At 68.7% G+C, this 26,635-nt stretch carries 24 protein-coding genes; 4 read left to right on the forward strand and 20 right to left on the reverse strand.

Annotation, left to right across the window (positions count from 1 at the left end; translation table 11 throughout):
- Positions 1 to 202 precede the first annotated feature (202 nt).
- Positions 203 to 1,330, forward strand: a complete 1,128-nt coding sequence (locus AC5RVS_RS09285) for a ScyD/ScyE family protein (protein ID WP_494107929.1) — start codon at positions 203 to 205, stop codon at positions 1,328 to 1,330.
- Between the two features lie 95 nt (positions 1,331 to 1,425).
- On the opposite strand, the gene rbfA is transcribed toward AC5RVS_RS09285, so the two are convergent.
- The 5 genes from rbfA to rimP all read right to left on the reverse strand — a co-directional run bounded on the left by rbfA (position 1,426) and on the right by rimP (position 6,985).
- On the reverse strand, positions 1,426 to 1,887 hold the full coding sequence (gene rbfA / locus AC5RVS_RS09290; RefSeq protein WP_493988161.1) for a 30S ribosome-binding factor RbfA: 462 nt from the start codon (positions 1,885 to 1,887) through the stop codon (positions 1,426 to 1,428).
- A gap of 83 nt (positions 1,888 to 1,970) precedes the next feature.
- A complete protein-coding gene (gene infB / locus AC5RVS_RS09295) occupies positions 1,971 to 4,787 on the reverse strand; it encodes a translation initiation factor IF-2 (RefSeq protein ID WP_494107930.1) in 2,817 nt (938 codons plus the stop codon).
- Positions 4,788 to 4,930: 143 nt separating this feature from the next.
- Complete coding sequence (locus AC5RVS_RS09300; RefSeq protein ID WP_493988159.1) at positions 4,931 to 5,305, reverse strand: YlxR family protein; 375 nt, start codon at positions 5,303 to 5,305, stop codon at positions 4,931 to 4,933.
- Between the two features lie 86 nt (positions 5,306 to 5,391).
- Entirely contained in the window at positions 5,392 to 6,366 is a 975-nt protein-coding gene (gene nusA / locus AC5RVS_RS09305) for a transcription termination factor NusA (RefSeq protein ID WP_493988158.1), read from the reverse strand.
- A gap of 1 nt (position 6,367) precedes the next feature.
- Positions 6,368 to 6,985, reverse strand: coding sequence for a ribosome maturation factor RimP (gene rimP / locus AC5RVS_RS09310; RefSeq protein ID WP_493988157.1), 618 nt, complete (start codon positions 6,983 to 6,985; stop codon positions 6,368 to 6,370).
- A gap of 127 nt (positions 6,986 to 7,112) precedes the next feature.
- Between rimP and AC5RVS_RS09315 the strand changes: the two genes are divergently transcribed.
- The gene (locus tag AC5RVS_RS09315) at positions 7,113 to 8,174 is read left to right on the forward strand and encodes a DUF4439 domain-containing protein (RefSeq protein WP_494107931.1); all 1,062 of its coding nucleotides are present in this window, start codon (positions 7,113 to 7,115) and stop codon (positions 8,172 to 8,174) included.
- A 27-nt stretch (positions 8,175 to 8,201) separates the two neighbouring features.
- Here AC5RVS_RS09315 and AC5RVS_RS09320 read toward each other — a convergent pair whose 3' ends face one another.
- The 12 genes from AC5RVS_RS09320 to AC5RVS_RS09375 all read right to left on the reverse strand — a co-directional run bounded on the left by AC5RVS_RS09320 (position 8,202) and on the right by AC5RVS_RS09375 (position 21,950).
- A complete protein-coding gene (locus AC5RVS_RS09320; RefSeq protein WP_493988155.1) occupies positions 8,202 to 9,002 on the reverse strand; it encodes a sulfite exporter TauE/SafE family protein in 801 nt (266 codons plus the stop codon).
- A complete protein-coding gene (locus tag AC5RVS_RS09325; RefSeq protein WP_494107932.1) occupies positions 8,999 to 10,798 on the reverse strand; it encodes a proline--tRNA ligase in 1,800 nt (599 codons plus the stop codon). Before AC5RVS_RS09325 ends, AC5RVS_RS09320 begins: the two co-directional genes overlap by 4 nt.
- Before the next feature lie 140 nt (positions 10,799 to 10,938).
- Complete coding sequence (locus AC5RVS_RS09330) at positions 10,939 to 11,787, reverse strand: GNAT family N-acetyltransferase (protein ID WP_494107933.1); 849 nt, start codon at positions 11,785 to 11,787, stop codon at positions 10,939 to 10,941.
- A 28-nt stretch (positions 11,788 to 11,815) separates the two neighbouring features.
- Positions 11,816 to 12,982: a flavodoxin-dependent (E)-4-hydroxy-3-methylbut-2-enyl-diphosphate synthase gene (gene ispG / locus AC5RVS_RS09335; RefSeq protein ID WP_493988248.1), complete on the reverse strand. Its 1,167-nt coding sequence runs from the start codon at positions 12,980 to 12,982 to the stop codon at positions 11,816 to 11,818.
- A 92-nt stretch (positions 12,983 to 13,074) separates the two neighbouring features.
- Positions 13,075 to 13,365, reverse strand: a complete 291-nt coding sequence (locus AC5RVS_RS09340) for a YciI family protein (RefSeq protein WP_494107934.1) — start codon at positions 13,363 to 13,365, stop codon at positions 13,075 to 13,077.
- Positions 13,366 to 13,482: 117 nt separating this feature from the next.
- A complete protein-coding gene (locus tag AC5RVS_RS09345; RefSeq protein ID WP_494107935.1) occupies positions 13,483 to 15,111 on the reverse strand; it encodes an RAD23 family protein in 1,629 nt (542 codons plus the stop codon).
- Between the two features lie 355 nt (positions 15,112 to 15,466).
- Positions 15,467 to 16,816, reverse strand: a complete 1,350-nt coding sequence (locus AC5RVS_RS09350; RefSeq protein ID WP_494107936.1) for a M50 family metallopeptidase — start codon at positions 16,814 to 16,816, stop codon at positions 15,467 to 15,469.
- Complete coding sequence (gene dxr / locus AC5RVS_RS09355; RefSeq protein ID WP_494107937.1) at positions 16,813 to 18,027, reverse strand: 1-deoxy-D-xylulose-5-phosphate reductoisomerase; 1,215 nt, start codon at positions 18,025 to 18,027, stop codon at positions 16,813 to 16,815. The genes AC5RVS_RS09350 and dxr overlap by 4 nt, the downstream gene beginning before the upstream one ends.
- 438 nt (positions 18,028 to 18,465) lie before the next feature.
- Positions 18,466 to 18,861, reverse strand: coding sequence for a universal stress protein (locus AC5RVS_RS09360; protein WP_493988148.1), 396 nt, complete (start codon positions 18,859 to 18,861; stop codon positions 18,466 to 18,468).
- Positions 18,858 to 20,408: a tripartite tricarboxylate transporter permease gene (locus tag AC5RVS_RS09365; RefSeq protein WP_493988147.1), complete on the reverse strand. Its 1,551-nt coding sequence runs from the start codon at positions 20,406 to 20,408 to the stop codon at positions 18,858 to 18,860. The genes AC5RVS_RS09360 and AC5RVS_RS09365 overlap by 4 nt, the downstream gene beginning before the upstream one ends.
- A complete protein-coding gene (locus tag AC5RVS_RS09370; protein ID WP_494107938.1) occupies positions 20,401 to 20,940 on the reverse strand; it encodes a tripartite tricarboxylate transporter TctB family protein in 540 nt (179 codons plus the stop codon). Before AC5RVS_RS09370 ends, AC5RVS_RS09365 begins: the two co-directional genes overlap by 8 nt.
- Before the next feature lie 2 nt (positions 20,941 to 20,942).
- Positions 20,943 to 21,950: a Bug family tripartite tricarboxylate transporter substrate binding protein gene (locus AC5RVS_RS09375; protein ID WP_494107939.1), complete on the reverse strand. Its 1,008-nt coding sequence runs from the start codon at positions 21,948 to 21,950 to the stop codon at positions 20,943 to 20,945.
- A gap of 196 nt (positions 21,951 to 22,146) precedes the next feature.
- Between AC5RVS_RS09375 and AC5RVS_RS09380 the strand changes: the two genes are divergently transcribed.
- Positions 22,147 to 23,742, forward strand: a complete 1,596-nt coding sequence (locus tag AC5RVS_RS09380) for an ATP-binding protein (protein WP_494107940.1) — start codon at positions 22,147 to 22,149, stop codon at positions 23,740 to 23,742.
- Complete coding sequence (locus AC5RVS_RS09385) at positions 23,739 to 24,584, forward strand: response regulator (protein ID WP_494107941.1); 846 nt, start codon at positions 23,739 to 23,741, stop codon at positions 24,582 to 24,584. The genes AC5RVS_RS09380 and AC5RVS_RS09385 overlap by 4 nt, the downstream gene beginning before the upstream one ends.
- On the opposite strand, the gene AC5RVS_RS09390 is transcribed toward AC5RVS_RS09385, so the two are convergent.
- Genes AC5RVS_RS09390 through AC5RVS_RS09400 form a run of 3 tightly spaced genes read right to left on the reverse strand, consistent with a single transcriptional unit; the run spans position 24,574 to position 26,635 of the window.
- The gene (locus AC5RVS_RS09390; RefSeq protein ID WP_494107942.1) at positions 24,574 to 25,398 is read right to left on the reverse strand and encodes an HpcH/HpaI aldolase/citrate lyase family protein; all 825 of its coding nucleotides are present in this window, start codon (positions 25,396 to 25,398) and stop codon (positions 24,574 to 24,576) included. The genes AC5RVS_RS09385 and AC5RVS_RS09390 overlap by 11 nt on opposite strands.
- The gene (locus AC5RVS_RS09395; RefSeq protein WP_493988141.1) at positions 25,395 to 25,985 is read right to left on the reverse strand and encodes a MaoC family dehydratase; all 591 of its coding nucleotides are present in this window, start codon (positions 25,983 to 25,985) and stop codon (positions 25,395 to 25,397) included. Before AC5RVS_RS09395 ends, AC5RVS_RS09390 begins: the two co-directional genes overlap by 4 nt.
- Positions 25,982 to 26,635 (reverse strand): CoA transferase subunit B, encoded by a 654-nt coding sequence (locus tag AC5RVS_RS09400; protein ID WP_493988140.1) that lies wholly within the window; start codon positions 26,633 to 26,635, stop codon positions 25,982 to 25,984. Before AC5RVS_RS09400 ends, AC5RVS_RS09395 begins: the two co-directional genes overlap by 4 nt.

Raw genomic sequence — 26,635 nt, forward strand, 5'->3', positions numbered from 1 at the left:
GATTAAAGCGTGCATCGTTGACAGCCTCCGCGGGCTGCAATATTTTGAGCTAATCGCGTGCCGTCGATGCGGCCTTACGAGGGATTTCAGCAGGCCACCGGCACAGTCGCCTATTCGGCATCACTAGCCCTTGTTCCTTCGGTCACTCCATCGACCTGCGGGTCATCCGGGGTGCCCTGCGGCTCTCTTCAGGAGCTCAATCGTGAAAAAACCACCGCTGTATCTTGCCCTTCCCCTGGCGCTCGGCCTTGCGTTCGGCACTGGCCTGGCACCGGCATCGGCCCACCGGGAGAGCCCGGAGGCGCCGTCGGCGACCGTGCTTGCCGAAGGGTTGCAATCGCCGCTGAGTCTTGCCGCCGGCCGGCACGGCCTGTTTGTGACACAGAACTTCGCCGGCATCCTGAACAGGATCCCGCGCCATGACGATCCCGAAGTCTTGTACAGCTCCGGCGGCCCCCAGGTCCAAGCCGTCTCCCTCTACAAGCACACGGTCTACTTCTCCGAAGGCACCGGTGCCGGCGGCATGGACGGCCTGCCGAACGTGCAGTGGATCAAGTCCCTGGACCGGCACGACCACAAGGCCACGCCGAAGAAGATCGCGGACGTGGCAGCCTATGAGGCGAAGCGCAACCCGGACGGCCGCGTCACCTATGGCTTCCGCCATGTGGAGGACCAGCAGTGCCTGGATAAGATTCCGGAGGGGATCCCGGCCAAGTACAAGGGCAACGTTGACTCCAACGCCTATGCCACTGCCGCCAACAGGCACAGCATCTACGTCGCCGACGCCGGCGGCAACGCCATCCTGAAGGTCGACAAGCACAGCAAGCGGGTCAGCACCGTCGCGGTGCTGCCTCCGGTTTCCTTCCGGGTGACCGCTGAGCTGGCGGCAGGCATGGGCCTGCCGGACTGCGTGGTCGGCCAGAAGTACTATCTGGAGCCGGTGCCCACGGATGTGGAGTTTGGCCGGCACGGCTGGCTGCACGTCACCTCGCTGCCGGGCGGACCCGAAGACGGGAGCATCGGTGCGCTCGGGCGCGTCTACAAGGTCCATGCCCACACCGGCGAGGTCGTGCAGCTGGCCGATGGCCTGTCCGGCGCCACCAACCTGGCTGTCAGCTCACGCGGTGACATCTATATTGCCGAGATGTTCGGCAACGAGATCTCCGTGCTGAAGAGGGGACACCACGAAGTGGAAACGTTCTTTGAGACCACTGCCCCCGGTGCGCTGGAGATCCGCGGCGACCGGCTCTACGCGACGACGAATGCGCTGCCTGACTTCACCGGGAAGACACCGCCCGCCGGCAAGGTCATCAAGATCCACCTGCGCTGATCCCCGACTGCCGGCACAAAGAAACGGTGGGCCGCCTGCGCACAGCAGGTGGCCCACCGTCTTGGTGCAGCGGTCGTTACGCCGCGCAGCAGCCGTTATTCCGGACGCGCTCCGCGGCCGGATTCGTCCTCGTCCTCGTCTTCGGGCTTGCGGTACGGATCCTCTTCCCCGGCGAAGGCGGCGCCTTCGGCCAATGCCGCCACCTCGGCGTCCTTGGCCTTCGCGGCCCGCAAGAGCTCCTCCAGGTGGCTGGCGTTCACCGGAATCTCATCCGGAACGAATTCCAGCGTGGGCGTAAGCCGGGCGGTGATGTTCCGACCCACTTCTGCCCGCAGGACGCCCTTGGCGGACTCGAGTGCCTTGCGCGTGCCGTCCTGCTCTTCGGCGTCGCCGAACACCGTGTAATAGACGGTGGCGTGCTGCAGGTCGTTGGTCACCCGGGCGTCGGTGATGGTCACGAATCCCAAGCGGGGATCCTTGACCCGGCGCTCGAGCGCCTGGGCCACCACAACTTTGATCCGGTCGGCCATCTTGGCGGCGCGTGCTGGGTCTGCCATGACCCCTCCTCAATTCTCGTGTTGATGGCGGAACAGCGGGCGCCCGGCGGCGATGCCACCGGACGCCCGCTGCAAGCCGACTGCTAGACGCGCGGCTTTTCGCGCATTTCGAAGGTCTCGATGATGTCGCCTTCCTTGAGGTCGTTGAACGACCCAAGTCCGATACCACATTCGAATCCTTCGCGGACCTCGGTCGCGTCGTCCTTGAACCGCTTGAGCGAGTCAACGGTGAGGTTCTCGCCGATGACCTTGCCGTCGCGGGTGACACGTGCCTTGGTATTGCGGCGGATCGTGCCCGAGCGGACGATGGAGCCGGCGATATTTCCGAACTTGGACGAACGAAAAATTTCGCGGATTTCGGCGGTGCCCAGCTGTGCCTCTTCGTACTCCGGCTTCAGCATGCCCTTCAGCGCGAGCTCGATGTCATCGATCGCCGCGTAGATGACCGAGTAGAAGCGCATGTCCACGCCCTCGCGGTCGGCCAGTTCGGCCACACGCTCGGCCGGCTTGACGTTGAAGCCGATGATGATGGCGTTGTCCACGGTGGCCAGGTTGACGTCGTTCTGCGTGATGGCACCGACACCCCGGTGGATAACGCGCAGCTGGACATCCTCGCCCACATCGATCTTGAGCAGCGAGTCTTCCAGCGCCTCCACGGCACCGGACACGTCGCCCTTGAGGATGAGGTTGAGGGTGTCGACCTTGCCCTCGGCCACGGCCTTGTCGAAGTCCTCGAGGCTGATGCGCTTGCGGCGCTTGGCCAGCGCAGCGTTGCGGTCCGCGGCTTCGCGCTTCTCGGCGATCTGGCGGGCGGTTCGCTCGTCGTCGGTCACCAGGAAGGTGTCGCCGGCGCGCGGGACGGTGGACAGACCCAGCACCTGGACCGGACGCGACGGTTCGGCCTCGGTGACGGATGCGCCGTCCTCATCGAACATGGCACGCACGCGGCCGTGGGCGCTGCCGGTGACGATGGCGTCGCCCACCCGCAGCGTTCCGGACTGGACCAGTACGGTCGCCACGGCGCCGCGGCCCTTGTCCAGGTTTGCCTCGATTGCGATGCCGCGGGCGTCCTTGTTCGGGTTGGCCCGCAGGTCCAGGGCAGCGTCGGCCGTCAGCAGCACGGCCGCGAGGAGATCCTCGATGTGCAGGCCCTCGCGTGCCGATACGTCCACGAACATGGTGTCGCCGCCGTATTCCTCCGGAACCAGGCCGTACTCGGTCAGCTGGCCGCGGATCTTCTCCGGGTTGGCGCCTTCCTTGTCGATCTTGTTCACGGCGACGACGATCGGCACGCCGGCCGCCTGTGCGTGGTTCAGTGCTTCCACGGTCTGCGGCATGACGCCGTCGTCCGCGGCCACCACCAGGATGGCGATGTCGGTGACCTTCGCGCCACGGGCACGCATGGCGGTGAACGCCTCGTGGCCCGGGGTGTCGATGAAGGTGATCTTCCGGTCCCGGTCATCGTGCTCGAAGTCGATCTGGTAGGCGCCGATGTGCTGGGTAATGCCGCCGTGTTCGCCTTCGCCCACGCGGGTGTTGCGGATGGCATCCAGCAGGCGGGTCTTACCGTGGTCCACGTGGCCCATGACCGTCACGACGGCCGGGCGCCGCTCCAGGTCGTCTTCGCCCTCGGCCTCGAGTTCTGCGTCAAGGTCGATGTCGAACGAGTCGAGCAGTTCGCGCTCTTCGTCCTCGGGGGAGACAACCTGGATCTTGTAGCCCAGTTCAACGCCCAGCAGCTCGAAGGTGTCTTCGTCCAGCGACTGCGTGGCAGTGGCCATCTCACCGAGGTGGAACAGCACGGTCACCAGCGCGGCCGGGTTCGCCTCGATCTTGTCGGCGAAGTCAGTGATGGAGGAGCCGCGGCGCAGCCGGACAACGGTGCTGCCGTCGCCGCGGGGTACCGAGACACCGCCCAGCGACGGTGCGCTCATCTGCTCCAGTTCCTGGCGCTTGGCGCGCTTGGACTTGCGCTGCTTGCCGCGGCCGGCGCCTCCCTTGCCGAAGGCACCCTGGGTGCCGCCGCGTCCGCGGCCGCCCTTGCCGAAACCACCGCCGGCCGCCGGCGGTCCGCCGGCCCCTGGGCGGGCCGGAGCGCCCGGACGTCCGGGAGCGCCGCCGCCGCGGCCGGCCGGAGCCGGTCGCTCAGTGCGGTTGGGCATCATGCCCGGAGTAGGCCGGGCAGCGCCGGGACGCGGTGCACCGGGACGAGGTGCGCCTGGCCGGGCGGGAGCACCCGGACGCGGTGCAGCTCCGGGACGCGGTGCGGCAGGACGGGGACCGCCCTGGCCGGCTGCCGGAGGACGCGGGCCGCCCGGACGCGGCATTCCCTGCGAGGTTGCAAACGGGTTGTTGCCCGGACGCGGTGCACGCTCGGTGTCGCGGTCGCCGCGGCCACGGGGCATGCCCTGCGAAGTAGCGAAGGGGTTGTTGCCAGGGCGCGGGCCACCGGGGCGCGGAGCACCCGGCCGTGCGGCGGCGGGACCGCCGGGCCTCGGAGCTGCAGATCCCGGCTTGGCAGCCGGTGCTTCTGCACGCTTCGGGGCTTCGGTCGCCTCCGCAGCCGGAGCCGCCGGAGCCGCCGGGGCAGCCGGGGCGGCAGGCGACGGCTTGGCGGCTTCCGCGGCCGGAGCCGGTTCTGCCGTCGGGGCGGCCGGCGCTGCGCTCGGAGCGGGCTTCGCTCCCGGCTTGGGCGCTGCCTTGGGCGCTGTCTTGGGGGCCGCCTGCTCGCCCTTGGGGGCGGCGGCGGGGAACGCGTCGCGAAGCTTCTTCACGACGGGTGCCTCAATGGTCGATGACGCTGAGCGGACGAATTCGCCCAACTCCTGCAGTTTGGATACTGCATCTTTCGAGGTAATACCGAGCTCTTTTGCCAGCTCGTGTACGCGGACCTTGGCCACATTTCTCCTGTCTCGGTCCGCACGAGGCAGGTCTGCCGGGCACGAACCGTCTATTTCTTGCTGCGGCTTTCAGCAGAAAGGGCTGAAACGCCGCGGGCGGAGCACAATGAAGTACTCATCACTTGGCACTCATCGGGTTTCCATCAGTTTTCTGACCCGCTTTCAGGTTGGACGGTTGGGGTGACGGGGCCGGCCGCGGTGGCCGCCTCGTCGTCAGCACGGAACAGGTGTGCAACAGCGCTGCTGTCGACAGTGGCCCGGAAGGCCCTGCCGAAGGCACGCCGTTTCAGTGCCAGCTCCATACATTCCGGTTCGCGGTGCATCCAGGCACCGCGTCCGGGCCTGCGGCGGGCCGGATCGACGACGACGGTGGGAACACCGCCGACCTCTTCGACTGCCAGCCGCAGCAGAACGGCCTGGTCTTCCCGGCGCCGGCAGCCTATGCAGGTCCGCTGGGGCGGCGTGGCCGCCTGGGCGCGCGCCTGCATGGGCTTTTGACTGTCGGGAAACCCGGCCATGGATATTCTACCGCTTCCAGTGCCCAGCCAACGAACCGGGCGTGTTGCAGGCTCGCAGCCTGGCATGGTCTTCGCTTCTGCAGGCGCTATCCCGCCATGGCCGCGTCGGACACGATGTCGATCCGCCAGCCCGTCAGTTTTGCCGCCAGCCGGGCGTTTTGCCCTTCCTTGCCGATCGCCAGCGAGAGCTGGTAATCCGGCACCACGACCCGGGCGGAACGGGTTTCCGCGTCGGTAATGGTCACGGAGCTGACCCGCGACGGCGACAGCGCACTGGCGATGAACGTCGCCGGATCCTCGCTGAAGTCGACGATGTCGATCTTCTCGTCGTGCAGCTCGGTCATGACGGCCCGCACGCGGGAACCCATCTCGCCGATGCAGGCACCCTTGGCATTCAGTCCGGGTACGTTGGCCTTGACGGCGATCTTCGTCCGGTGGCCGGCCTCCCGCGCAAGGGCAACAATCTCCACGCTCTTGTCCGCGATTTCGGGTACTTCCAGTTCGAAGAGCTTGCGCACCAACCCCGGATGGGAACGGGACAGCGTGATCGAGGGGCCCTTCATGCCGCGGTGGACATCCACCACATAGGCGCGCAGGCGCGTGCCGTGGACGTAGCTCTCCCCCGGCACCTGTTCGGGCGGCGGCAGCAGTGCCTCCACCGTGCCAAGGTCCACCTGGACCATATGGGGGTTGTGGCCCTGCTGGATCAAGCCGGAGACCAGCTCGCCCTCCTTGCCGCGGAACGCGCCCAGGACGTTGTCGTCCTCGGCGTCGCGCAGCCGCTGCAGGATGATCTGGCGTGCCGTGCTGGCGGCAATCCGGCCAAACCCGGTGGGCGTGTCGTCGAACTCGCCGATCACGGTGCCGTCGTCGTCCACCTCGGCTGCCCAGATGGTGACGTGGCCGCTCTTGCGGTCCAGCTCGGCCCGGGCCTGGTCGATCGAGCCGGGGGACTTGTGATAGGCCACCAGCAGGGCCTGCTCGATGGTGGGGATCAGCAGGTCCAGCGGAATTTCGCGTTCGCGCTCAAGCAGCCGCAGGGCGCTCATATCGATATCCATCTCAGGCCTCCTCCTCGTTCTCCAGCTCGCCGTCGGCGTCGGCTGCAGTCATGTCTTCGTCCGCCGGGGCAAATTCCACTTCGACCTTGCCGGAGCGGATGTTCGCAAAGTCCAGCTGGACCGGTTCGCCCGGGCGGGGCTTCATGCCCTTCTTCGGCGCTTCTTCCGGCCGCACCGTCACGCCGCCCTCGCGGACCTGAAGCAGGCGGCCGAAAATGTCTTCCCCCGCCACCAGCTTGACCTTGACCAGCCTGCCCACGTTCCGGCGCCAGTGGCGCAGCTGGGTCAGCGGCCGGCTGAGCCCCGGCGAGGATACCTCCAGGCTGTAGGCCCGGCCGTCGTCCCGCGGATCCTCATCCAGCGTCTTGGAGAGGGCCTGCGACACTTCGGCGATGGCATCGAGCCCCACGCCGCCGGTCTGGTCCTCGGGGAGATCCACGATGACATGGACCGTGCGCTGTGATCCGGCGTAGCGGATTTCCACATCCTCAAGGAACAACTCGTGCGCGGCCACGGACGGTTCCAGCAGCTCTTTCAGGCGTGCGGCCTCCGCGGACGTGTCGGTACCGGATGTCCCTCCGGTAGTGGGCACGCCGCTGTGATCGCGCCGCTGGGCCATGCTGCCTCCCTGTTTGGTAAGTCTGTCTTCTAGACTAGCGACTTTACCGTGGCAGGTGGCCTCCCCGCCGCCAGTACCGGCTGCCGCCGGTGCAGCGGAGGCCGAACCCGTGACATCATCTTCAGTTGTGGGATCTACTTCGAGGCGCCGCGGCGGCAAGCAGGCCGCGCCATCCCGGGCGTGGCGCCGGGCGCCGCTGCTGTTGCTCACCGCGGCGATCGTAGTCAGCACCGGCACCGTGGTGGCGAGCATCACCGAGTCGGTCCCGCCCCCGAGCACCACCGAGCAGGCCCGCCTTGACGCCGTGGCGGGTCTGGAGGGCCTGGCGTCGGCCTTCGAGGAGCACGACGACGACGACGCCTCCCCCACCGCCGACCTGCTCCGGACCCAAGCGGACCTGCTGAAGCTGACCACGTCCTGGCCATCCGGATCCCCTGCCGCGCCTGGCACCGCCGCGCCGTCCTCCGCCGCCGCCTCCGCCAGCGGCTCACCGCAAGCCGTGCCGCCACCCGGTCCCGGGGACCTGGCCGCGCTGGCCGGCGACCTGCTCGCCGACGCCCAGGAGACGGACCCCGGGCTCGCCCGGCTGCTGGCCTCGATCGGCTCCGCCGTCTTCGCCCAGGCGCAGGCGTTGGCCGGCGGGACGGAAGTAGCTGCGCCGTGGGACGCTCCGGAGAAGCCGCTGGCGGCCGCTAGTTGCCCCGGTACGTCCGCTCCGGCGAAAGGCGGGCGCGAGTCGGCAACGGCCGGCGCGCCGACGACTGCGGAGGCCATGGCCGCCGTCGTCCGCAGCCACGAACGCCTCGCGTATGCCTATGAGACGGTGCTGCCGCGCCTCGCCGGCGCCGAACGCGGGGCTGCTGCCGAACGCCTGGCGGCGCATTCCGACGCCGCCGGGAACTGGCGGGCGGTGGCGGCCGCCGAATGCCTGGACCTGCCGTTGCCGGAGCCGGCGTATGCCCTGGGCAGCGATTTCGCGGCCGATCCTCTGCCCGCGCTGCAGGACGCCGAGAAGGCCGCCCTCAGCCCGCTGGCCGACCTGGTCGCGCTCAGCAGCGGCAGCGTGCGGCAGCATGCGGTGTCCGGCCTTGCCGCCGCCACAGCGGAGTTGGCGGCCTCCACCGGCGTCGTGCCGCCGGCCCCGGGACTGGACGACGAACTGCCGGCCGCGCCTGCCACCGCCTCGTGAGGGCGTGCATCGGCGCTCGATGTGGGATCAGCGGCCCAGCACGTTCTCCTGCAGCACGTCGTAGCCAAGCTTGAGGATCAGGGCCGCGACCACGACCAGGAAGACCACCCGGATGAACTTGCTTCCTTGGGAGACGGCCATCCGCGCACCGACATAACCGCCGGCCATGTTTGCGACGCCCAGCACCAGCCCGAGCCCCCACAGCAGCGCTCCGCTGGGCAGGAAAAAGGCCAGGGCACCCAGGTTGGTGGCCATGTTGACGATCTTGGCCTTCGCGCTGGCGGCCAGGAAGTTGTAGCCGAGCAGCGCCACCATCGCGATGATCAGGAACGACCCGGTACCCGGACCGATCAAGCCGTCGTAGAAGCCGATGACCAGACCGATTCCGGCCGCCGTGCCCAGGTGCCGCGCGCCCTTGTACCTCAGCTTGGTCAAGGAACCTGCCGTCGGGCGGAGCGCGGTAAAGACGGCTACCGCGATCAGCGCGACGACGATGATCGGTTTGAACACCTCGGCGGGCAGTACGGTGGCCACGATGGCCCCGCCGAAGCTTCCGGCCAGCGCGATGCCGGCCATCGGCAGGGCGGTTTTCAGGTCGGGGTGCGCCCTGCGGTAATAGGTGACCGCGCTGGTGGTGGTGCCGAAGATGGAACCCATCTTGTTGGTAGCCAGTGCCTGCACGGGGCTGATCCCGGGGATCAGCAGCAGCACCGGCAACTGGAGCAGTCCGCCGCCGCCCACCACGGCGTCCACCCAGCCGGCGGCGAAGCCACCCACCACCACGAGGGCGAGGGTGGCCAGCTGCAGTTCCTCGAGTCCGGAGCTCACCTCCCGGCCAGTGCCGCCAACTGCGCCGCCGCCTCGACCAGGGGCACGTTTTCGGCCTGGCCGGTGGCCCTGTCCTTGATTTCGACGACGCCGTCGGCCAGCCCGCGGCCGACCACCACTATGGTGGGCACGCCGATGAGTTCGGCGTCCGAGAACTTCACGCCCGGGGAGACCTTGGGCCGGTCGTCGTAGATGACATCGACCCCGGCGCCGGACAGTTCCTCGGCCAGCTTGTTGGCCGCCTCAAAAATCTCCGTGCCCTTCCCGGTGGCCACAATGTGGACATCGGCCGGTGCCACGTTGCGCGGCCAGGTTAGGCCCTTGTCGTCGTGGTAGGCCTCGGCCAGCGCGGCCACCGCGCGCGTGACGCCCACGCCGTAGGAACCCATGGTCACCGTGGCCAGTTTGCCGTTGCGGTCCAGCACCTGCAGCCCCAGCGCCTCGGCGTATTTGCGGCCAAGCTGGAAGATGTGGCCCATTTCGATGCCGCGGGCCGCCTCCAGCGGACCGGAGCCGTCGGGAGCGGGGTCGCCTTCACGGACCTCGACGGACTCGACGACACCGTCCCAGCCGAAGTCGCGGCCGGCCACCAAGCCGAACACGTGCTTGCCGTCCTCGTTCGCGCCGGTGATCCAGCGCGTGCCGGGCACCACCCGGGGATCCACGAGGTAGAGCAGGCCGGTGGCTGACTCGGTCCCGAGGACCGCGGCATCCAGGCTCTCGCCGGGACCGATGTAGCCCCTGACCAGGCCCGGATGCTTCTTCAGGTCTTCCTCGGTGGCTGCCTCGACCTCGACTTCGCCGCCGATCGGGAGGAAGGCACCGATGTTCGCCTCGACGCGCTTGAGGTCGACGGCACGGTCGCCCGGTACGCCAATGACCACCAGGTTCCGCTCTCCGGTGGGCAGCTTGATGGCCAGGACGACGTTCTTCAGCGTGTCTGCGGCGGTCCACTCACCGTCCGCGCGCGGTGCCAGCTGGTTGGCCGCGGCCACCAGGGTATCGATGGTCGGGGTGTCCGGGGTGTCCTTGACCTCGGCAGCCGGGGCGTCGGCGTAGTCCACCGGCTCCGGAGCTACGGTGGTGACGGCCTCCACGTTGGCGGCGTAGCCGCCGGGCGAACGCACGAAGGTGTCCTCGCCGACCTCGGTGGGATGCAGGAACTCCTCGCTCTTTGACCCGCCCATGGCGCCCGAGGTGGCCTTGACGGTCACGACTTCCAAACCGAGGCGCTTGAAGATCCGCAGGTAGGCGCGGCGGTGCGCGTCATAGCTGACGTCCAGGCCCTCGTCGTCGATGTCGAAGGAGTAGGAGTCCTTCATGATGAACTCGCGGCCGCGCAGCAACCCGGCGCGCGGGCGGGCCTCGTCACGGTACTTGTTCTGGATTTGGTACAGCGTCACCGGCAGGTCCTTGTACGAGGAGTACAGATCCTTGACCAGCAGGGTGAACATTTCCTCGTGCGTGGGGGCCAGCAGGTAGTCGGCACCCTTGCGGTCCTGCAGGCGGAACAATCCGTTGCCGTACTCGGTCCAGCGATTGGTCGCCTCGTACGGCTCGCGCGGCAGCAGCGCCGGGAAATGGACTTCCTGGGCGCCGATGGCGTTCATCTCCTCGCGGACAACTGCCTCCACCTTGGCCAGCACCTTCAAGCCCAGCGGCAGCCAGGAATAGATGCCGGGGGCGGCGCGGCGGATGTAACCGGCGCGCACCAGCAGCTTGTGGCTGGCAACTTCGGCATCGACCGGGTCATCGCGCAGGGTGCGCAGGAACATGCTGGACAGGCGAAGAACCACTGCAGGAATCCGTTTCTCAAGGGTTGGGCCGGCAGCGGCCCGCGAAATCAACTGCCTTCTAATCTACTGGCTTCGCGCGCGTGCCAGCGACAGGCCGGGGGGCGGTGCGGCAGCGGCCAACGTGGACGCGCCGGCCCGCCCTAGAACAAGACGGTGGCGAAGGTGCCGACCTGCCGGAAGCCGACCGCGGCGTAGGCGGCAATGGCCCGATGGTTGTAGTCGTTGACGTACAGGCTGGCTACCGGCGCGTACTTTCGGGACAGCTCGACGACGGCGGCCATGCAGCCGGCCGCCAGCCCCCGGCCACGGTAGGCGGGGTTCACCCACACGCCCTGGATCTGCACCGCGTCGGCGCTGACGTTGCCCAGCTCTGCCTTGAAGACGACCTCCCCCTGGTCGTCCCGGCGGACCAGCGAGTGTCCCTTCCCAATCAGGGTTGCCACGCGCTGTCGGTAGTGCTGGCCGCCGCCGATCAGCGGCGAGTACCCGACCTCCTCCTCGAACATCGCCACGCAGGCGGGCACCAGCACGTCAAAGTCGTCGTCCGTGGAGAACCGCACCTGCGGGTCGGCGGCCACGGCGGGGGTTCCGCGCAGCTCCATCAGCGGCTGGTTGGGCCGGACGTCGAAGGCCCGCGGATGGGCGTGCCGGAACGAAGACCAGATGCCGAGCACGCCTTCTGCCGGCCCGAAAATCGAGGACATGCGCCGCCCGCCGGCGGCCAGATGGGCGCCCAACCGTGCGCCCTGTTCGGCATCGAGCCCGGACGGGACCACATTCACGCCGGCCCAGCAGGCTCCGGTGAGGACGCCGTCGTCGTACATTCCCAGGATCTGGGCACCGGACGGGGTGGGGCCGGCGGTGCCGGCGGACTCCAGATGCGCGGCGAGGAAGACGTTGGCTACCGGATCGGCGCGCACCAGCTCCCACAGCTCGCCGGTATCCGCATGCTCCAGCGGCCGTATTCCGGCATGCTGATCGGCGGGCACGGCAGCTGCCGCACCCGCCGTGTCACGGCTAGCTGACGTTAACCACGGGGCTACCCTTGACAGCATTCTCGCCATCGGAGTCACCCATTTCCTCGGCAATCCTTAGTGCTTCTTCAATCAGCGTTTCCACGATCTGGTCTTCCGGAACGGTCTTGATGACCTGGCCCTTCACGAAGATCTGGCCCTTTCCGTTTCCGGAGGCCACACCGAGGTCGGCTTCGCGGGCTTCGCCCGGTCCGTTGACCACGCAGCCCATCACGGCGACCCGCAGCGGCACCTCCATGCCTTCGAGCCCGGCGGTGACTTCGTCCGCCAGCTTGTACACGTCGACCTGCGCGCGCCCACAGGAGGGGCAGGAAACGATTTCGAGTTTGCGTTCCCGCAGGTTCAGCGACTGCAGAATCTGCAGGCCGACCTTGATCTCTTCCACCGGCGGGGCGGACAGGGAGACGCGGATGGTATCCCCGATCCCCCGCGAGAGCAGCGCCCCGAAGGCGGTGGCGGACTTGATGGTGCCCTGGAAAGCGGGACCGGCCTCGGTAACACCGAGGTGCAGCGGCCAGTCGCCGCGTTCGGCCAGCAGCTCGTAGGCGCGGACCATGACCACCGGGTCGTTGTGCTTGACCGAGATCTTGAAGTCGTGGAAGTCGTGTTCTTCGAACAGCGACGCCTCCCAGACGGCGGATTCCACCAGCGCCTCCGGGGTCGCCTTGCCGTACTTCTGCATCAGCCGCGGGTCCAGGGAACCGGCGTTGACGCCGATCCGGATGGAGGTGCCGGCGGCCTTCGCGGCCTCGGCGATCTCCTTGACCTGGTCGTCGAATTTACGGATGTTGCCCGGATTGACGCGGACGGCTGCGCATCCGGCATCGATGGCGGCAAAGACGTACTTGGGCTGGAAGTGGATGTCCGCGATTACCGGAATCTGGGACTTCTTGGCGATGATGGGCAGGGCCTCGGCGTCGTCGGCGCTGGGGCAGGCCACCCGGACAATGTCGCAACCGGAGGCCGTCAGTTCGGCAATCTGCTGCAGCGTGGCGTTGATATCCGTGGTGGGCGTGGTGGTCATCGACTGCACGCTGATGGGCGATTCCGACCCGACCCCGACGGACCCGACCTTGATCTGCCGGGTCTTGCGGCGCGGCGCCAGGACTGGCGGTGGTGAAGCTGGCATTCCAAGATTGACCGAGGTCAAAACGTCCTCCATGTGCCGGTAGGCAGTTGCTGATCAGGTTTCATTATCCCCTTCCCGCACGGCCTTGGCACATGCTGCGGGAGTGGGATGGATCATGCGTGGTCGGCGAACGCCCCGGTGACCGGCTTCCAGTCGGTGACTTTCAGGCCGGAAACAAAGTTGTTGACGTTGAACGGATCCTGCTTCAGCTCCTCCAGCAGGCTGGCTTCGTCCTCGGCGGTGAAGATCAGCAGCGCACCGGTGCCGTCGGCATAGGGGCCGGAGGCCAGCAGGCGGCCCCGGTCCACGAAGCCACCCAGCCAGGCGCGGTGGGCGGGACGGTACTCGTCCCGGCCGGACTCGGAATCGGCGGCGTAGACGTATTCGACGGCAAAGACACTCATGGTCTTCACCTTACCCGCCGGCGGATGCGGGCGGGCTATCGGGATCCCGCCTGTGGATGGGGCGGGGCATAGGTAGCCAGCCGGTGGATACGGGCGGGCTATCGGCAGGAGGCGGGGCTATTGGTAGGAAACGAACCACGGGGCCGGCTTCACGCCGGTGTAGGTGCGCTCCGGGCTGAAGGTCGGGGTGTCTTCGTCGTAGAAGTTCTTCCAGCCCATCCAGATGTTCTTCGGTAGGTCCTCCCGGAGGACGCGCCAGGTGTCCAGTTTCTGGTCGGGCCCGCCGTGGCCGTCGGCATGCAGCACCAGGGCGAGCTCCTCGTGGCCGGTGTCCAGCTTCTGGCGGTCCGAAATCATTTGGTACTGGAACTGATGCAGGATCAGCACCTTCTGGGGCAGGGAGTTCTTCCGGGTGAGTTTCGCCAGCCAGTCGCTGACCTGGTTGATCTCGGCAGCGGACACCGAGCCGATCTGCTCCATGTGCCGCTGCCCCTTGCCCAGCCGCCATTCCGGGTCCAGGGCCAGGCCCACATGCGGTTCCTTCAGCAGGTCCTCATAGATTTTGGCCTGGGTGAGGAAGTCCGACCGCCCCGGCTGCAGGTCCAGCACCACGTACACCCCCGCCTCGCCGGCGGCGTCAATCCAAGGGCGCAACTCGTCCGGATCGGTCTCCTCCGAATAGTCGCCGTCCTTTCCGGCCGAGGCACTGGCAACCGTGGCGATAATCTCGAACGCCGGGACCACCGGTTCCTTGCTGTGCGGTTGGTACTGCTTGGCGAGTTTCTTCACGCGCTTCACCGACGCCTTGGCATCCTGCTCGCCGAGTGCGCCGAGGGCGGGCCCGGAGGGGTGCCCGTACAGTGCCACCATCCGCCGGGACGGGAAGGCGAGCTGGCCTCCGCCGGGCAGTTCCGGCACGGTCAGCGCTGCCGTGGTCCGGCGGGCGAAGGTGTCGCCGTTGCCAAAAGCTTCGCCGACGGCGAGCACGCGGTTGTCTGGCTCCTGGCGCAGGAAATCGATGGTGTCGCCGCTCCGCCGCGGGTCGGCGTGCGGGTCCTGGAAGATCCGGGCACCGGCCGCCTCCACGACGGCCAGGGTTGCTGGATAGTCCTGCCCGCCGTCCTTGCCCGTCAACACCGACACGGCCGCGGGCTCCTCCGAAGGCTCGGGCGCCTCAATGTCCCCGTCCGGGGGGAGGATTTCCGCGTCCGCCAGCAGCGGGGCCCACGCCTCGATGCCACCGCCCGGTTCGGTGTCCGACACGGTCGAGGCGGCGTTCCGGGTGGCGGAGCCGGCAGCGTTCGAGCCGGAGGGCTCAGCCACGGAGCCGGCAGCGTTCGAGCCGGAGGGCTCAGCCGCGGAGCCGGCATCCGGCGCGGCGCTCGGGGAGCCGGCCGGCTCGGCGGGCGGCTGGCCGAAAGCCTTGACCCGGCGGACGCCGAGCCGCTGAAGCTCTTCGGCCAGCCCGTCTCCGGCCAGCAGCAGCGGCACGCCCATCGGCACCGACTCGGCAGCCGCGGCAGCGATGGCCTTGGCATCGTCCGGCGGTGCGACAAACGCCACGGGACTGGAATCAAACAACGCGTGGCTGGCGGCCAGCGACGCTTCGGCGTCGGAGCCGGCGAGGACCTGCGGATCCGCGGCTCCAGCCCTCAGCTGAACGCGGTCCGGGGCAGCCTCTGCCGAGGCTTCCGATGATTGCGGACCCTGCGCTTCGCCCGGCGCGGTGCAACCGGCAAGCGCCACAGCGGCCGCCATGACAGCGGCGGCGCCGGTCCTGAACCAGGTCCTGCGGCGCATCGTCTCCGCCCGGGCAGTGCCCCTAAGGCTCGCTGCGGTACGGACTGTCCGCGGTGCCGTGCTCACGGGTTGTGGCTCCCTTCGCCGGTTCCGGCCAGTCTAACCACGGGGACCGACGGGGTTCCAACCTTCGCACGGCGTGCCGCGCACGCGGGCATGCATCGCCGTCGTGCCGGGTCAGGGAGGCGGCGGTTCGCCGGGGTTCCACCGTTCGGACGGCGTGCCGCGCACGCAGGTGCGCACCGCCGTCGTGCCGGATCAGGGAGGCGGCGGTTCGCCGGGGCGCCGCCATGGCGCCGAGTCAGCCGAAAATGTTGACCGGTTTGACGATGTCCGCGTAGATCAGCAGCGCGCCCATGCCCATCAGCACCACGGCCACCACGTAGGTCAGCGGGAGCAGTTTGGCGATGTCCACCGGTCCCGGATCCGGGCGGCGGAACAGCTTGGCGACGCCGCGGCGGATGGCTTCCCAGAGCGCACCGGCCACGTGCCCGCCGTCCAAGGGCAGCAGCGGGATCAGGTTGAACACGAACAGCGCCAGGTTGACCGAGCCGACCAACCCGATCAGCGATGCCGCCCGCGCCTCGAAGGGAATCTCGTCCATCGCGCTGATCTCGCCGGCGATCCGGCCCACGCCCACCACGCTCATCGGCCCGTTCGGGTCGCGCGGAGCATCGCTGAAGGCGGCTTCGGCCACATCGGCCAGCCGCTGCGGCAGATGGAGCACCACGCCGGTGATCGCCTGCAGGTTCTCCCCCACGGCCGGGAGCACGTCGCCGGCCGACTGCGGCACCAGGGCGGTGGTGGCGCCCATCCCCACGAAACCTGCCTGCTCCGTCACCGGCTCGCCGTTGGCGTCCAGCAGCGGTTGCCCGACGTCGTCGTACACCGGACGTTCGGTGAGGATCGGGGTGATGGTGGTGGTGATTTCCCTGCCGTCGCGCAGCAGCGTGATCGGCGTCTCCTCCCCCGCTGCGTCCCGGATCCAGGCAGTCAGCTGGTACCAGTCGGTGACCGGTTTCCCGGCGAAGGCGACGACGGTATCCCCCGGCCGGATCCCGGCCGCCGTGGCCGGAGCTTCGGGATCGCTGGGCAGGCAGTCGGTCTGGCCGGTTTCGGCGGCCTGCGACGCCGGGACCACGCATTTATTGACTTGGGCAATGGTGGTGGTGGCCTGGGCGGAGCCGAAGCCGACCAGCACGATGCCGATCAGCACCGTGCCGATGACCAGGTTTACGAACGGTCCGCCGAGCATGATGATGATCCGCTTCCAGACCGGCAGTTTGTAGAACATCCGGTTCCCGTCGCCGGGCTGCAGCCGCTCGGCTTCGGCCTGCCGGGCGTCGTCGGCCAGTTGCTGGAACATGCCGGTGCTGGACCGGCGGACCGCGCCGCCGCCGCTGCTGTCCTTGACCGGCGGGTACATGCCGATCATAGAGACGTAGCCGCCGAGCGGGATGGCCTTGACACCGTATTCGGTCTCGCCTCGCCGGCGGGAAAAGAGGGTCTTGCCGAAGCCGACCATGTACTGGGTGACCCGTACCTTGAACAGCTTGGCGGGCAGCAGATGGCCCACCTCGTGCAGGGCGATGGACACGGCGATGCCGACGGCCACGAACAGGACGCCGAGAATGAAAAGCAAGATGGTCACAACATAGCCAAACGTTCGTGGGCCCGCGAGCGTGCCCAGTCCTCTGCGGCCAGCACGGCGGCAACGGTCAGTTCGCCGGAGGGCGCGTGTTCGTCCACCACGGCAGCCACCGTTTCCACGATCTCGTCGAAGCGGATCCGGCCGTCGTGGAAGGCGTCGACGGCTTCTTCGTTGGCCGCGTTGTAGACGGCCATGAAGGTCCCGCCGCGGCCGGCCGCCTCCTTGGCCAGCCGCACCGCGCCGAAGACCTCCTCGTCCAGCGGCTCGAAGGTCCAGCTGGTGGCCCGGCTCCAGTCACACGGCTGTGCGGCGCCCGGCACCCGCTCCGGCCAGCCCATGCCGAGGGCGATCGGCAGGCGCATGTCCGGCGGCGAGGCCTGCGCGATGGTGGACCCGTCGGTGAACTGCACCATCGAGTGCACCACCGACTGCGGGTGCACCACCACGTCGATCCGCTCCAGCGGGACGTCGAAGAGCAGATGGGCTTCGACGACTTCCAGCGCCTTGTTGACCATGGTGGCCGAATTGGTGGTGACCATCTGGCCCATGTCCCAGGTGGGATGGGCCAGCGCCTGCGCCGGGGTGACGTCGCGCAACTCATCTCGGCTGAAGCCGCGGAACGGGCCGCCGGAGGCGGTGACGATCAGCCGTTCCACTTCGGCGGCCGTGCCCGCCCGGAGCGCCTGGGCCAGCGCCGAGTGTTCCGAATCCACCGGCACGATCTGCCCGGGCCGCGCGGCTTGTTTGACCAGCGGCCCGCCGGCGATCAGGGACTCCTTGTTGGCCAGGGCCAGCAAATGTCCGGCCCCCAGCGCGGCCAGCGTGGGGGCCAAACCGATGGACCCGGTGATGCCGTTAAGCACGACGTCGGCGTCCGGCCACGCGGCGATCTGTGCGGCTGCGTCGGGGCCTGCGAAGAGCTCGGGCGAGTAGCCGGAAATGCCGGCGTCCGCCGCGGCGGCCTTGACCGCAGTCGCCAGGTCATCCACCGTTCCGGCGGCGATTCCGACGGCCTGGGCCCGGGTGTGCACGGCCTGCCGGGCCGCCAGTTCCACGTTGCCGCCAGCGGCGAGCGCCGTGACCTCGAAGCGTTCCGGGGCGGCGTCCACGACGTCGATCGCCTGGGTGCCGATCGAACCGGTGGAACCCAGCAGCACTACCTTGCGCCGGTCGGGAAGCGGGACGGCGGGGGGCGGATCTCGGAACTCCATGCGCTCAATTATCCAGCACCGGCGGTCCGCCCGCCGAGCACGGGCTGTGTGGCGTCCAAGTTACCCCCTGGCTTCGAGATCACCGGTTACATAGGGTGATCTCGAAGCCACCCCCCGACCTGGTGGCGAGATCACCCTCCACGGCGGGTTATTTCGACGACAACCCCTGGCCGCGCTCCCCGGTCGCGCGGGCTGCTCCCAACCGCGCGGGCTGCTCCCGGCCGCGCGGGACATCGCACCGGGTACAGGGAAAAACCGCCGGGACAGGGTTCGTGCGCCCTGCCCCGGCAGCGGAACCCTGCCCCGGTGTATCCGGTCCTCAACGATTGCGGCTCCCGGCGGGCGTGGGATAGACGCAGGCGATAGGGGCTGCCCTGCGGCGCTCCGCCCGGTGAGCTCGGCGCTGCCGGCTGTGGCGGGTCCAGACGCCGGCACCGGCTACCCCTGCTTCACCGCCAGCACGTTGCAGGACGCGCCCAGCAGGATGGTTTGCGCCGTGGACCCCATGACCAGCTTGCCCACCGGCGTGCGGTTGCGCACCCCGATGACAATCAGGTCCGCCCCGGACTCTTCGGCGGCGTCGAGCACGTCGTCGGCGGCCAGTCCGTCCGAGATGCCGTGCCTGATGCTGAAGGTAACGCCGGCCCCGGACAGGACCGATTCCAGCCGGGAGACGTCGGCGGCGTCCGCATAGGTTGGGTCCACCAGCCGGTCTGCCCGGGTGGTGTTGACCACCAGCAGCTCCGCCGAACGGCGGCCGGCCTCGTCGATCGCGGCGGCCAGTGCGGCGTCGCCCAAGGCATTGGGAACATACCCCACCACTATCGTGGTCATGCGCTGACCTCCTTGCCTTGCGGATTGTCGTCGTCGAGCAGCGCCGATTCCATCAGGCGCTGGCGCTTCTTCAGCCAGAAGGACAGCACGAAGATGACCACCAGGGCGATGTAGATACCGGCGGAGATCGGGGTGGACACCAACGCCATCGGGTCGCCCTGGGAGATGGCCAGCGAACGCCGCAGCTGGCTCTCGAAGATCGGCCCCAGGATCATGCCCACCACGAGCGGGGCAATCGGGTAGCCGTACCGGCGCATGAAGAAGCCCAGCACGCCCACCACCAGCAGCACGAACACGTCCACTGGGGTGAAGTTCACAGAGAACGCGCCCATGGCCGCGAAGACCAGGATGCCGGCGTAGAGGTACGGCCGCGGGATCTGCAGGATCTTCACCCAGATGCCCACCAGCGGCAGGTTCAGCACCAGCAGCATCAGGTTGCCCACGTAGAGGCTGGCGATCAGCGCCCAGACCAGGGCGCCCTCGACCTCGAACAGCAGCGGACCGGGCTGGATGTTGTAGCGCTGGAACGCCACCAGCATCATCGCCGCCGTCGCCGTCGTCGGAATGCCCAGCGTCAGCAGCGGGACCAGCACGCCGGCCGCGGCCGCGTTGTTGGCCGACTCGGGCCCGGCCACGCCTTCGATGGCCCCGCGCCCGAATTGCTTCTTGCGCGCGCCCCTGGCCAGTTTCTTCTCGGACGCGTAGGACAGGAAGGTGGCCACGTCGGCGCCGCCGGCCGGCATGGTGCCGATCGGGAAGCCGATGAAGGTCCCCCGCAGCCACGGCTTCCAGGAACGTTTCCAGTCCTCCTTCTTCATCCACGACGTCCAGCCCCCGGTCACCGGGATGACCTTGACGGGCCCGTGCCGCAGCCGGGACGCCACATACAGCGCCTCGCCCAGTGCGAACAGCCCCACGGCCACCAGCACCACGTCGATCCCGTCCGCCAGGAACGGGCTGCCGAAGGTGTAGCGCTGCTGGCCGGTCATCAGGTCCACGCCCATGAACGCCATGAACAGGCCCAGCCCCAGCGAGGCCAGGCCGCGCAGCACCGAGGCGCCCAGCAGCGCCCCGACGGTCAGGAACGCCACGACCATCAGGGCGACGTACTCCACCGGACCGATCTGCACGGCGAACGCGGCCACATAGGGCGCCACGAAACTCAGCAGCACCGTGGCGACCGTGCCGGCAATGAAGGAGCCGAGCGCCGCCGTCGCCAGCGCCGCGGCACCGCGGCCGGCTTTGGCCATCCGGTTGCCCTCGAGCGCGGTGACGATGGAGGCCGATTCACCCGGCGTATTCAGCAGGATCGAGGTGGTCGAACCGCCGTACATGCCGCCGTAGTAGATGCCGGCGAAAACGATGATCGCCGCCGTCGGCTCGAGGCTGTACGTGATCGGCATCAGCAGGGCAACGGTCATCGCCGGCCCGATACCCGGCAGCACGCCCACCGCCGTTCCGACCAGCACGCCGCCCAGGGCGTACAGCAGGTAGATCGGCTGCATCGCCACGGAAAAGCCCTCCAGGAGGGCGTAGAAGTTATCCATTCAGGAATGGCACCCCTTCGAGCACGCCGGCAGGCAGCGAGACGCCGAGGAGCCCGGCGAACGCGAACTGCAGCAGCAGCGCCATGACTACCCCGACCACGGCCGCACGCCACAGCGGCTTGGCGCCGAGCGCCCATGCGGCGCCGACGAACAGCACCGCCGCGGCAACCGGCCAGCCCAGCGGCACGATCAAGAAAATATGGACGACGACGGCGCCCGCCATCTTGGCGACGGTCAGCCAGTCCGTCTTGACATTTGGATCGATGTCTTCGCCCTCTTCGGCCTCGCCGGTGACGCCGCGAAGCAACTGCACGATCAGCCCGGCACCGACGGCCACCAGCAGTCCGGAGACGATGTAGGGCAGCGCCCGGGGCCCGATGTCGCTGGCCGCGTCGGGCGTCTGGATCCCTGCCCCGGCCACGAAGCCGACGATCCCGATGCTCAGGATCACGGCCGCGAAGATTATTTCTCCGAGCGGCTTGCCCGGGGCGGCAGTGCCGCCCCGGACCGCTCCAGTAGTGGAAGAGGCCATGATTACTTCACGAGACCGATATCCGTCAGGGTTGCGGTGACGGTCTTGATGTCCTCCGTCAGGAAGCTGGCGAATTCGTCGCCGGCCAGGAAGGCGTCCCCCCAGTTGTTGGTGGACAGGGTCTCCTTCCACGCATCGGTGCCGTGCAGTTCGGTCATCAGCGCCGTGAGCTTCTCCGCCTGGGCATCGTCGATGGACCCGGGAGCCACGACGCCGCGCCAGTTGGTGAGCACCACGTCCACGCCCTGTTCCTTCAGCGGCTTGACCTCGGGCAGCTGCGGCGCGGCCTCCGGACCGGAGACCGCCAAGGCACGCAGCTTGCCGGCCTTGACCTGCTCCGCGTACTCGCCCACCCCGGAAATGCCGGCCGAGACCTTGTTGCCCAGCAGCGCCGCCAGCGATTCCCCGCCACCGGAGTACGGGATGTAGTTCAGGCTGTCGGCGCCGATTCCGGCTTCCTTCAGCATCAGGCCGGCCAGGATGTGGTCCGCGCCGCCGGCGGAACCGCCGGTGATGGAGACGCCCTTGCCCTTGGCCTTGACGTCGGCGATCAGGTCGTCGATCGTCTGGTACGGCGAGTCGGCGGGAACAACGACGACGAGCGGCTCTTCGGTGAGCCGGGCGATCGGCGTGGTGTCTTCGATCCGGTTTTTCGACTTGTTGGTTTCCACGGCTCCGACCATGACGTACCCCATCACCATCAGGGTGTCCGGGTTCTGTTCGGTGGCCAGCTTCGCCAGCCCGTTGGTACCGCCGGCGCCGCCGATGTTGACCACCGAGGCGCTGGAAACCAGGTCGTTCTCCTGCAGGTCCTTCTGGATGGCGCGGCCGGTCTGGTCCCAGCCTCCGCCCGGGTCTGCCGGGACAATGATGTTGAGCTTGTCGATGCCGGCTTCTTCGGCACCGCCACCGCCGCCACCAGTGGAGCCGCAGGCGGCCAGGACCAGGGCGGATGCTGCCGCGGCGGCCACCAGGGCCGAACGGCGTCTCATCGTACGGTCGAGCTTCATGTGGGTTCTTCCTCCTCCAGCCGGCGTGATGGGCATCACCATGCCGTGCGCCCCAGCGTAGAGACCCGTTCGGCGCGCGGGAAGAATGCGGTCATTGTGGCCGTATTGGTCATTGTGGTCACAGCCATGCCCCGCGCCGGGGCGCAGCCCACAGCATCAAAAAGTGGGGCAGCTCACAGCATGCGAAAATGGTGGTGTGTTCCAATCCCTGTCGCTGCGGACCCAGCTGTTTGTGCTGCAGCTGTCCATCCTGCTCGCCGTCGTCCTGGTGGCCGGCTCGGTCGCCATTTCGATGCAGGAGCAGCAGATCCGCGATGCCTACGAGGGACGGATGATCGGCGTGGCACGCTCGGTGGCTCAACTGCCGTCCATCGTGGAGGCCTTCGACGACGAAGACCCCAGCAAGACCATCCAGCCGATCGCCGAGCTCATAGCGCAGTCCACGGGCGTGACGTACGTGGTGGTCACGGACGACCGCGGGATCCGCTACTCCCACCCCAACGAGGCGCTGATCGGACAGATGGTTTCCACCGACCCATCGATCCCCTTGTCCGGCGAGACGTTCGTTGGCAGGCAGACCGGCACGCTGGGCGAGTCGTGGCGGGTGAAGGTGCCCGTCTATGACCGGTCGGGAAGCACAGTGATCGGCACGGCGTCTGTCGGCACGTTGGAATCCACGCTGCGCGACGACCTCAACGACGACCTGCCCGTTCTGCTGGCCTGGCTCATCGCGGCGGCACTGGTCGGTTCGGCCGGTGCCATCTACATCTCGCGGCTGGTCTGGCGGCGGATCTACCAGCTCGAGCCGGAGGAGATCGCCGCCCTGCTCGAAACCCGCGACGCCATGCTTCACGGCATCGGCGAAGGCGTGGTCGCCGTGGACGACCGCGGGCGCATCGCGTTGCTCAACGATGAGGCCAAACGCCTCCTGGAGGTCTCCGACGCCGCCTTGGGCCAGGCAGCCGGCAAGATCCTGGACCCGGCGCTGGCGGCCATGCTGGCGGCCACCGGCGGCGCCGACGAAACGGTCCTCGCCGGCGAACGCGTGCTGCTGGCCCGGGCCAACTCGGCCACCGTCGACTCGCGCCGCGTGGGCAGCGTCCTCATCCTGCGCGACCGCACCGAACTGCACCAACTGCTGCAGGATCTGGACGGCGCCCGCGATGTCACCCAGGCGCTGCGGGCCCAGGCACACGAATTCTCCAACAAGATGCATGTGATCTCCGGCCTGCTGGAACTGGGCCGCGCGCAACAGGCAGTGGACTTCATTTCGCGCGCCGGCCACGGCGGTTCGGTGGTGGCGGGCGAACTGGCCCCGGGCATCACCGACCCGGACGCGGCCAGCCTGCTGATGGCCAAGACCACGATCTGCGACGAAAAGGGCATCAGGTTGCTCATCGACCCGGCGTCCAAGCTCGCCCCGGACGGCACGACGGACCCGGTCACCGTGCTCGGGAACCTGATCGACAACGCCATCGAAGCCGTGGGGGTGCAGGGAACCATCACGGTCGCCATCACCAGCGGCCCGGACGGTTGCACCATCACGGTCGCCGACGACGGTCCCGGCGTCCCGCCGGAGGAATACCAGCGCATCTTCGAGCCCGGCGTCTCCGGCAAGGAGGCCGCGCTGCCGGGCAGCCGCGGTTTCGGCCTCGCGCTGGTCAGCCGCGTGGCGGCGCGGCGCGGCGGCAGCGCCCGGGTGGCGGCCTCGGCATCCGGCGGCGCCGAGTTCACGGTAAAGTTCTCGCCGACCCCGCCGAACGCCCGACCGCAAGGAGTTCCGGTTCCATGAGCCTGATCCGCACCGTCGTCATCGACGACGACAAAGAGGTCGCGGGGGTGCACACCGGCTTCCTGCTGGCCCACGGTGCCTTCGATGCCGTGGGCACCGCGTACACGGGGGCCGAGGGGCTGGCCATGGTCGCGGAGCTTCGCCCCGAGCTGGTGCTGCTGGACATTCACCTGCCGGACATGAGCGGCATCGAAGTACTGCGCGCGGTCCGGAACCTTCCCGGCGAACCCGTTGACGTCATCGCGATTACCGCGGCACGCGAACTGGACACGGTGCGGGCCGCGATGGCCGGCGGGGTGCTCCACTACCTGGTCAAGCCGTTCAACGCGCAGGTTCTCATGGAGCGGCTGGACGCGTATGTGGAGCACCGCCGGCAGATCAGCGGCGACGACTCCGCCGTGCTGGACCAGGACGGCATCGACCGGCTGCTCGCGCCGCAGCTCGATGCCGGCAGGGAGCCCGCGCGGGCGGATGCGGACAGCACCGCCGAAGGGCCGGCGGCCCGCCGCGCCTCCGGCCAACCGACGCTGCGGGCGCGCGCTGCTGCGCCGGGAAGGGACGCCGGCCGCGCCGCGCTTTCCGCCGCCACGCTGCCCGGCCCGGGGGCTGCGGTTCCGCTGCCCAAGGGCCTGTCCCTGCCCACCCTGGAGGCCGTTATCGCCGACCTGAATGCGGCCGGCGCGGCCTCCTCTGCGTCCGAGGTCGCCGGGCGGCTGGGCCTGGCCCGGGTCAGCGCACGGCGCTATCTGGAGTACCTGGTGTCGCGCGGCGAGGCCCGGATCACCCCGCGGTACGGGGCGGCCGGCCGGCCGGAGAAGTTCTACGTCCCGCTCACCCGTTAGGACTGAACTGCCGGGCCCGCCGCAGGATCTGCTCCGCGTGCTTGAGGACCGGTCCGTCGACCATTTGGCCCCGGAACCGGAAGGCGCCGGATTCGTTGGCGGCGGCGGCCAGCAGCGCGGCCGCATGGTCGGTTTCTTCCTCGCCCGGGCGGTAGGCGGCCCGCACCACGTCGGCCTGGCTCGGGTGGATGATGGCCTTTGCTGCGAAACCCGAGGCGACCGCATCCTCGGCCTCGGCCGCGAGCCCGCCGAGATCCGGTATGTCGATGTAGACCGAGTCGATGGCGGCCTTGCCGTAGGCGCCGGCGGCAAGCAGGACCTGCGAACGCGCCTGCCGGGCGACGTCCCGGTAGGTTCCGGACGCGAACCGGCTGGAACTGCCGCCCAGTGAGGCGACCAGGTCCTCCGCTCCCCACATCAGCGCGGTGACGTTCGCGCAGCGTGCCAGTTCCGCGGCGTGCAGCACGCCGAGGGCCGTCTCGCACAGGGCCACCACCGAGTACTCCCCCAGCCCGCCGACCGCCGCCGCGTCCTCCGCCTTGGCCAGCATGACGGTGCGGTAGCCGGACCGGCGGACGGCGTCCAGGTCCGGGCCGTGGTCGGCGGTGCCGGCCGCGTTGACCCGGACGATGGTCCGTTCGGGGCCCAGCGGGGTGTCGATGATGGCGGCGCGCGCCGCCGCGCGGTCCGCCGGGGCGACCGCGTCCTCCAGGTCCAGGATCACCGCGTCGGCGCGTTCGGCCGCCTTGCCGTACCGGTCGGGCCGGTCCGCCGGACAAAACAGGATGGCCGGTCCCATGCCGAATCCGGTCATCGGACGCCCCCGGGCCGGCCGTCCCACAGTTCGGCGTCGCCGGTTTCCGAGCCTGCGATGGCGGCCGCGTGGCCGTCCTTGGTCCACATCAGGCAACTGCGCGTGACGGTGGCGACCACATCCCCGTGCTGGTTCCGGCCGGTGTGGTGCATGGTCACCACGCCGGTTCCGGGCCGGGATCTGGAGAGCCGCTTGTCGGTGACCACCGTCTCCGTATACAGGGTGTCCCCGTGATAGAGCGGGTGCGGGAAGGTCACGTCCGTCATGCCCAGTTGAGCCACAATCGTGGACTGGGTGAGTTGGCCGACGGACTGGCCCACCACCGTGGCGAGGGTGAACATGGAATTCATCAGCCGCTGGCCGAACGGCTGCCCTGCTGCCCACGCCGCGTCCAGGTGCAGGGCCTGGTTGTTCATGGTGGCAGTGGTGAAGAAGACGTTGTCCGCCTCGGTGACCGTCCGGCCCGGCCGGTGCGCGTAGATGACGTCCGCTTCGATCTCCTCGAAGTAGAGCCCGCGCTGGATGATCACTTTCTGCGCCCCCGCGGCTTCGGAGGGCGTCGCCGCTGCCCCGGCGTCGGTGTTCACCGGGCACCCGCCTGGTACTGGTCGATCCGGAGCTCGGCTCCGGTGGCGGCCACGACGTCCTGCACGTCGACGCCCGGGGCCGTCTCGCGCAGCACCAGTCCTTGCTCCGCGACGTCGATGACCGCCAGGTCGGTGATGATGGTGTCCACGCAGCCCCTGCCGGTGAGCGGCAGCGTGCATTCGGTGAGGATCTTGGGGTTCCCGCCGCGGTCCACGTGCTCCATCATGACGATCAGCCGTTTGGCACCGAAGACCAGGTCCATGGCACCGCCCATGCCCTTGACCATCTTGCCCGGGATCATCCAGTTGGCCAGGTCTCCGGTCCGGGACACCTGCATGGCGCCGAGAACGGCCACGTCGACGTGCCCGCCGCGGACCATGCCGAAGGAAGCGGAGGAGTCGAAGATCGCCGCTCCGCGGTTGAGCGTCACGGTCTCTTTGCCCGCGTTGATCAAGTCCGGGTCGATGTTGTCCTCGGTCGGATACGGGCCGACGCCGAGGATCCCGTTTTCGGAATGCAGGATGACCTCCACGCCGTCGGGAATGTAGTTGGGAATCAGGGTGGGCATGCCGATCCCCAGGTTCACGTACTGCCCGTTTTCCAATTCCCGGGCCACCCGTGCGGCCAGTTCGTTGCGCGTCAGCGCCAT

This window comes from Arthrobacter sp. Y3221048 (genome assembly GCF_059092685.1).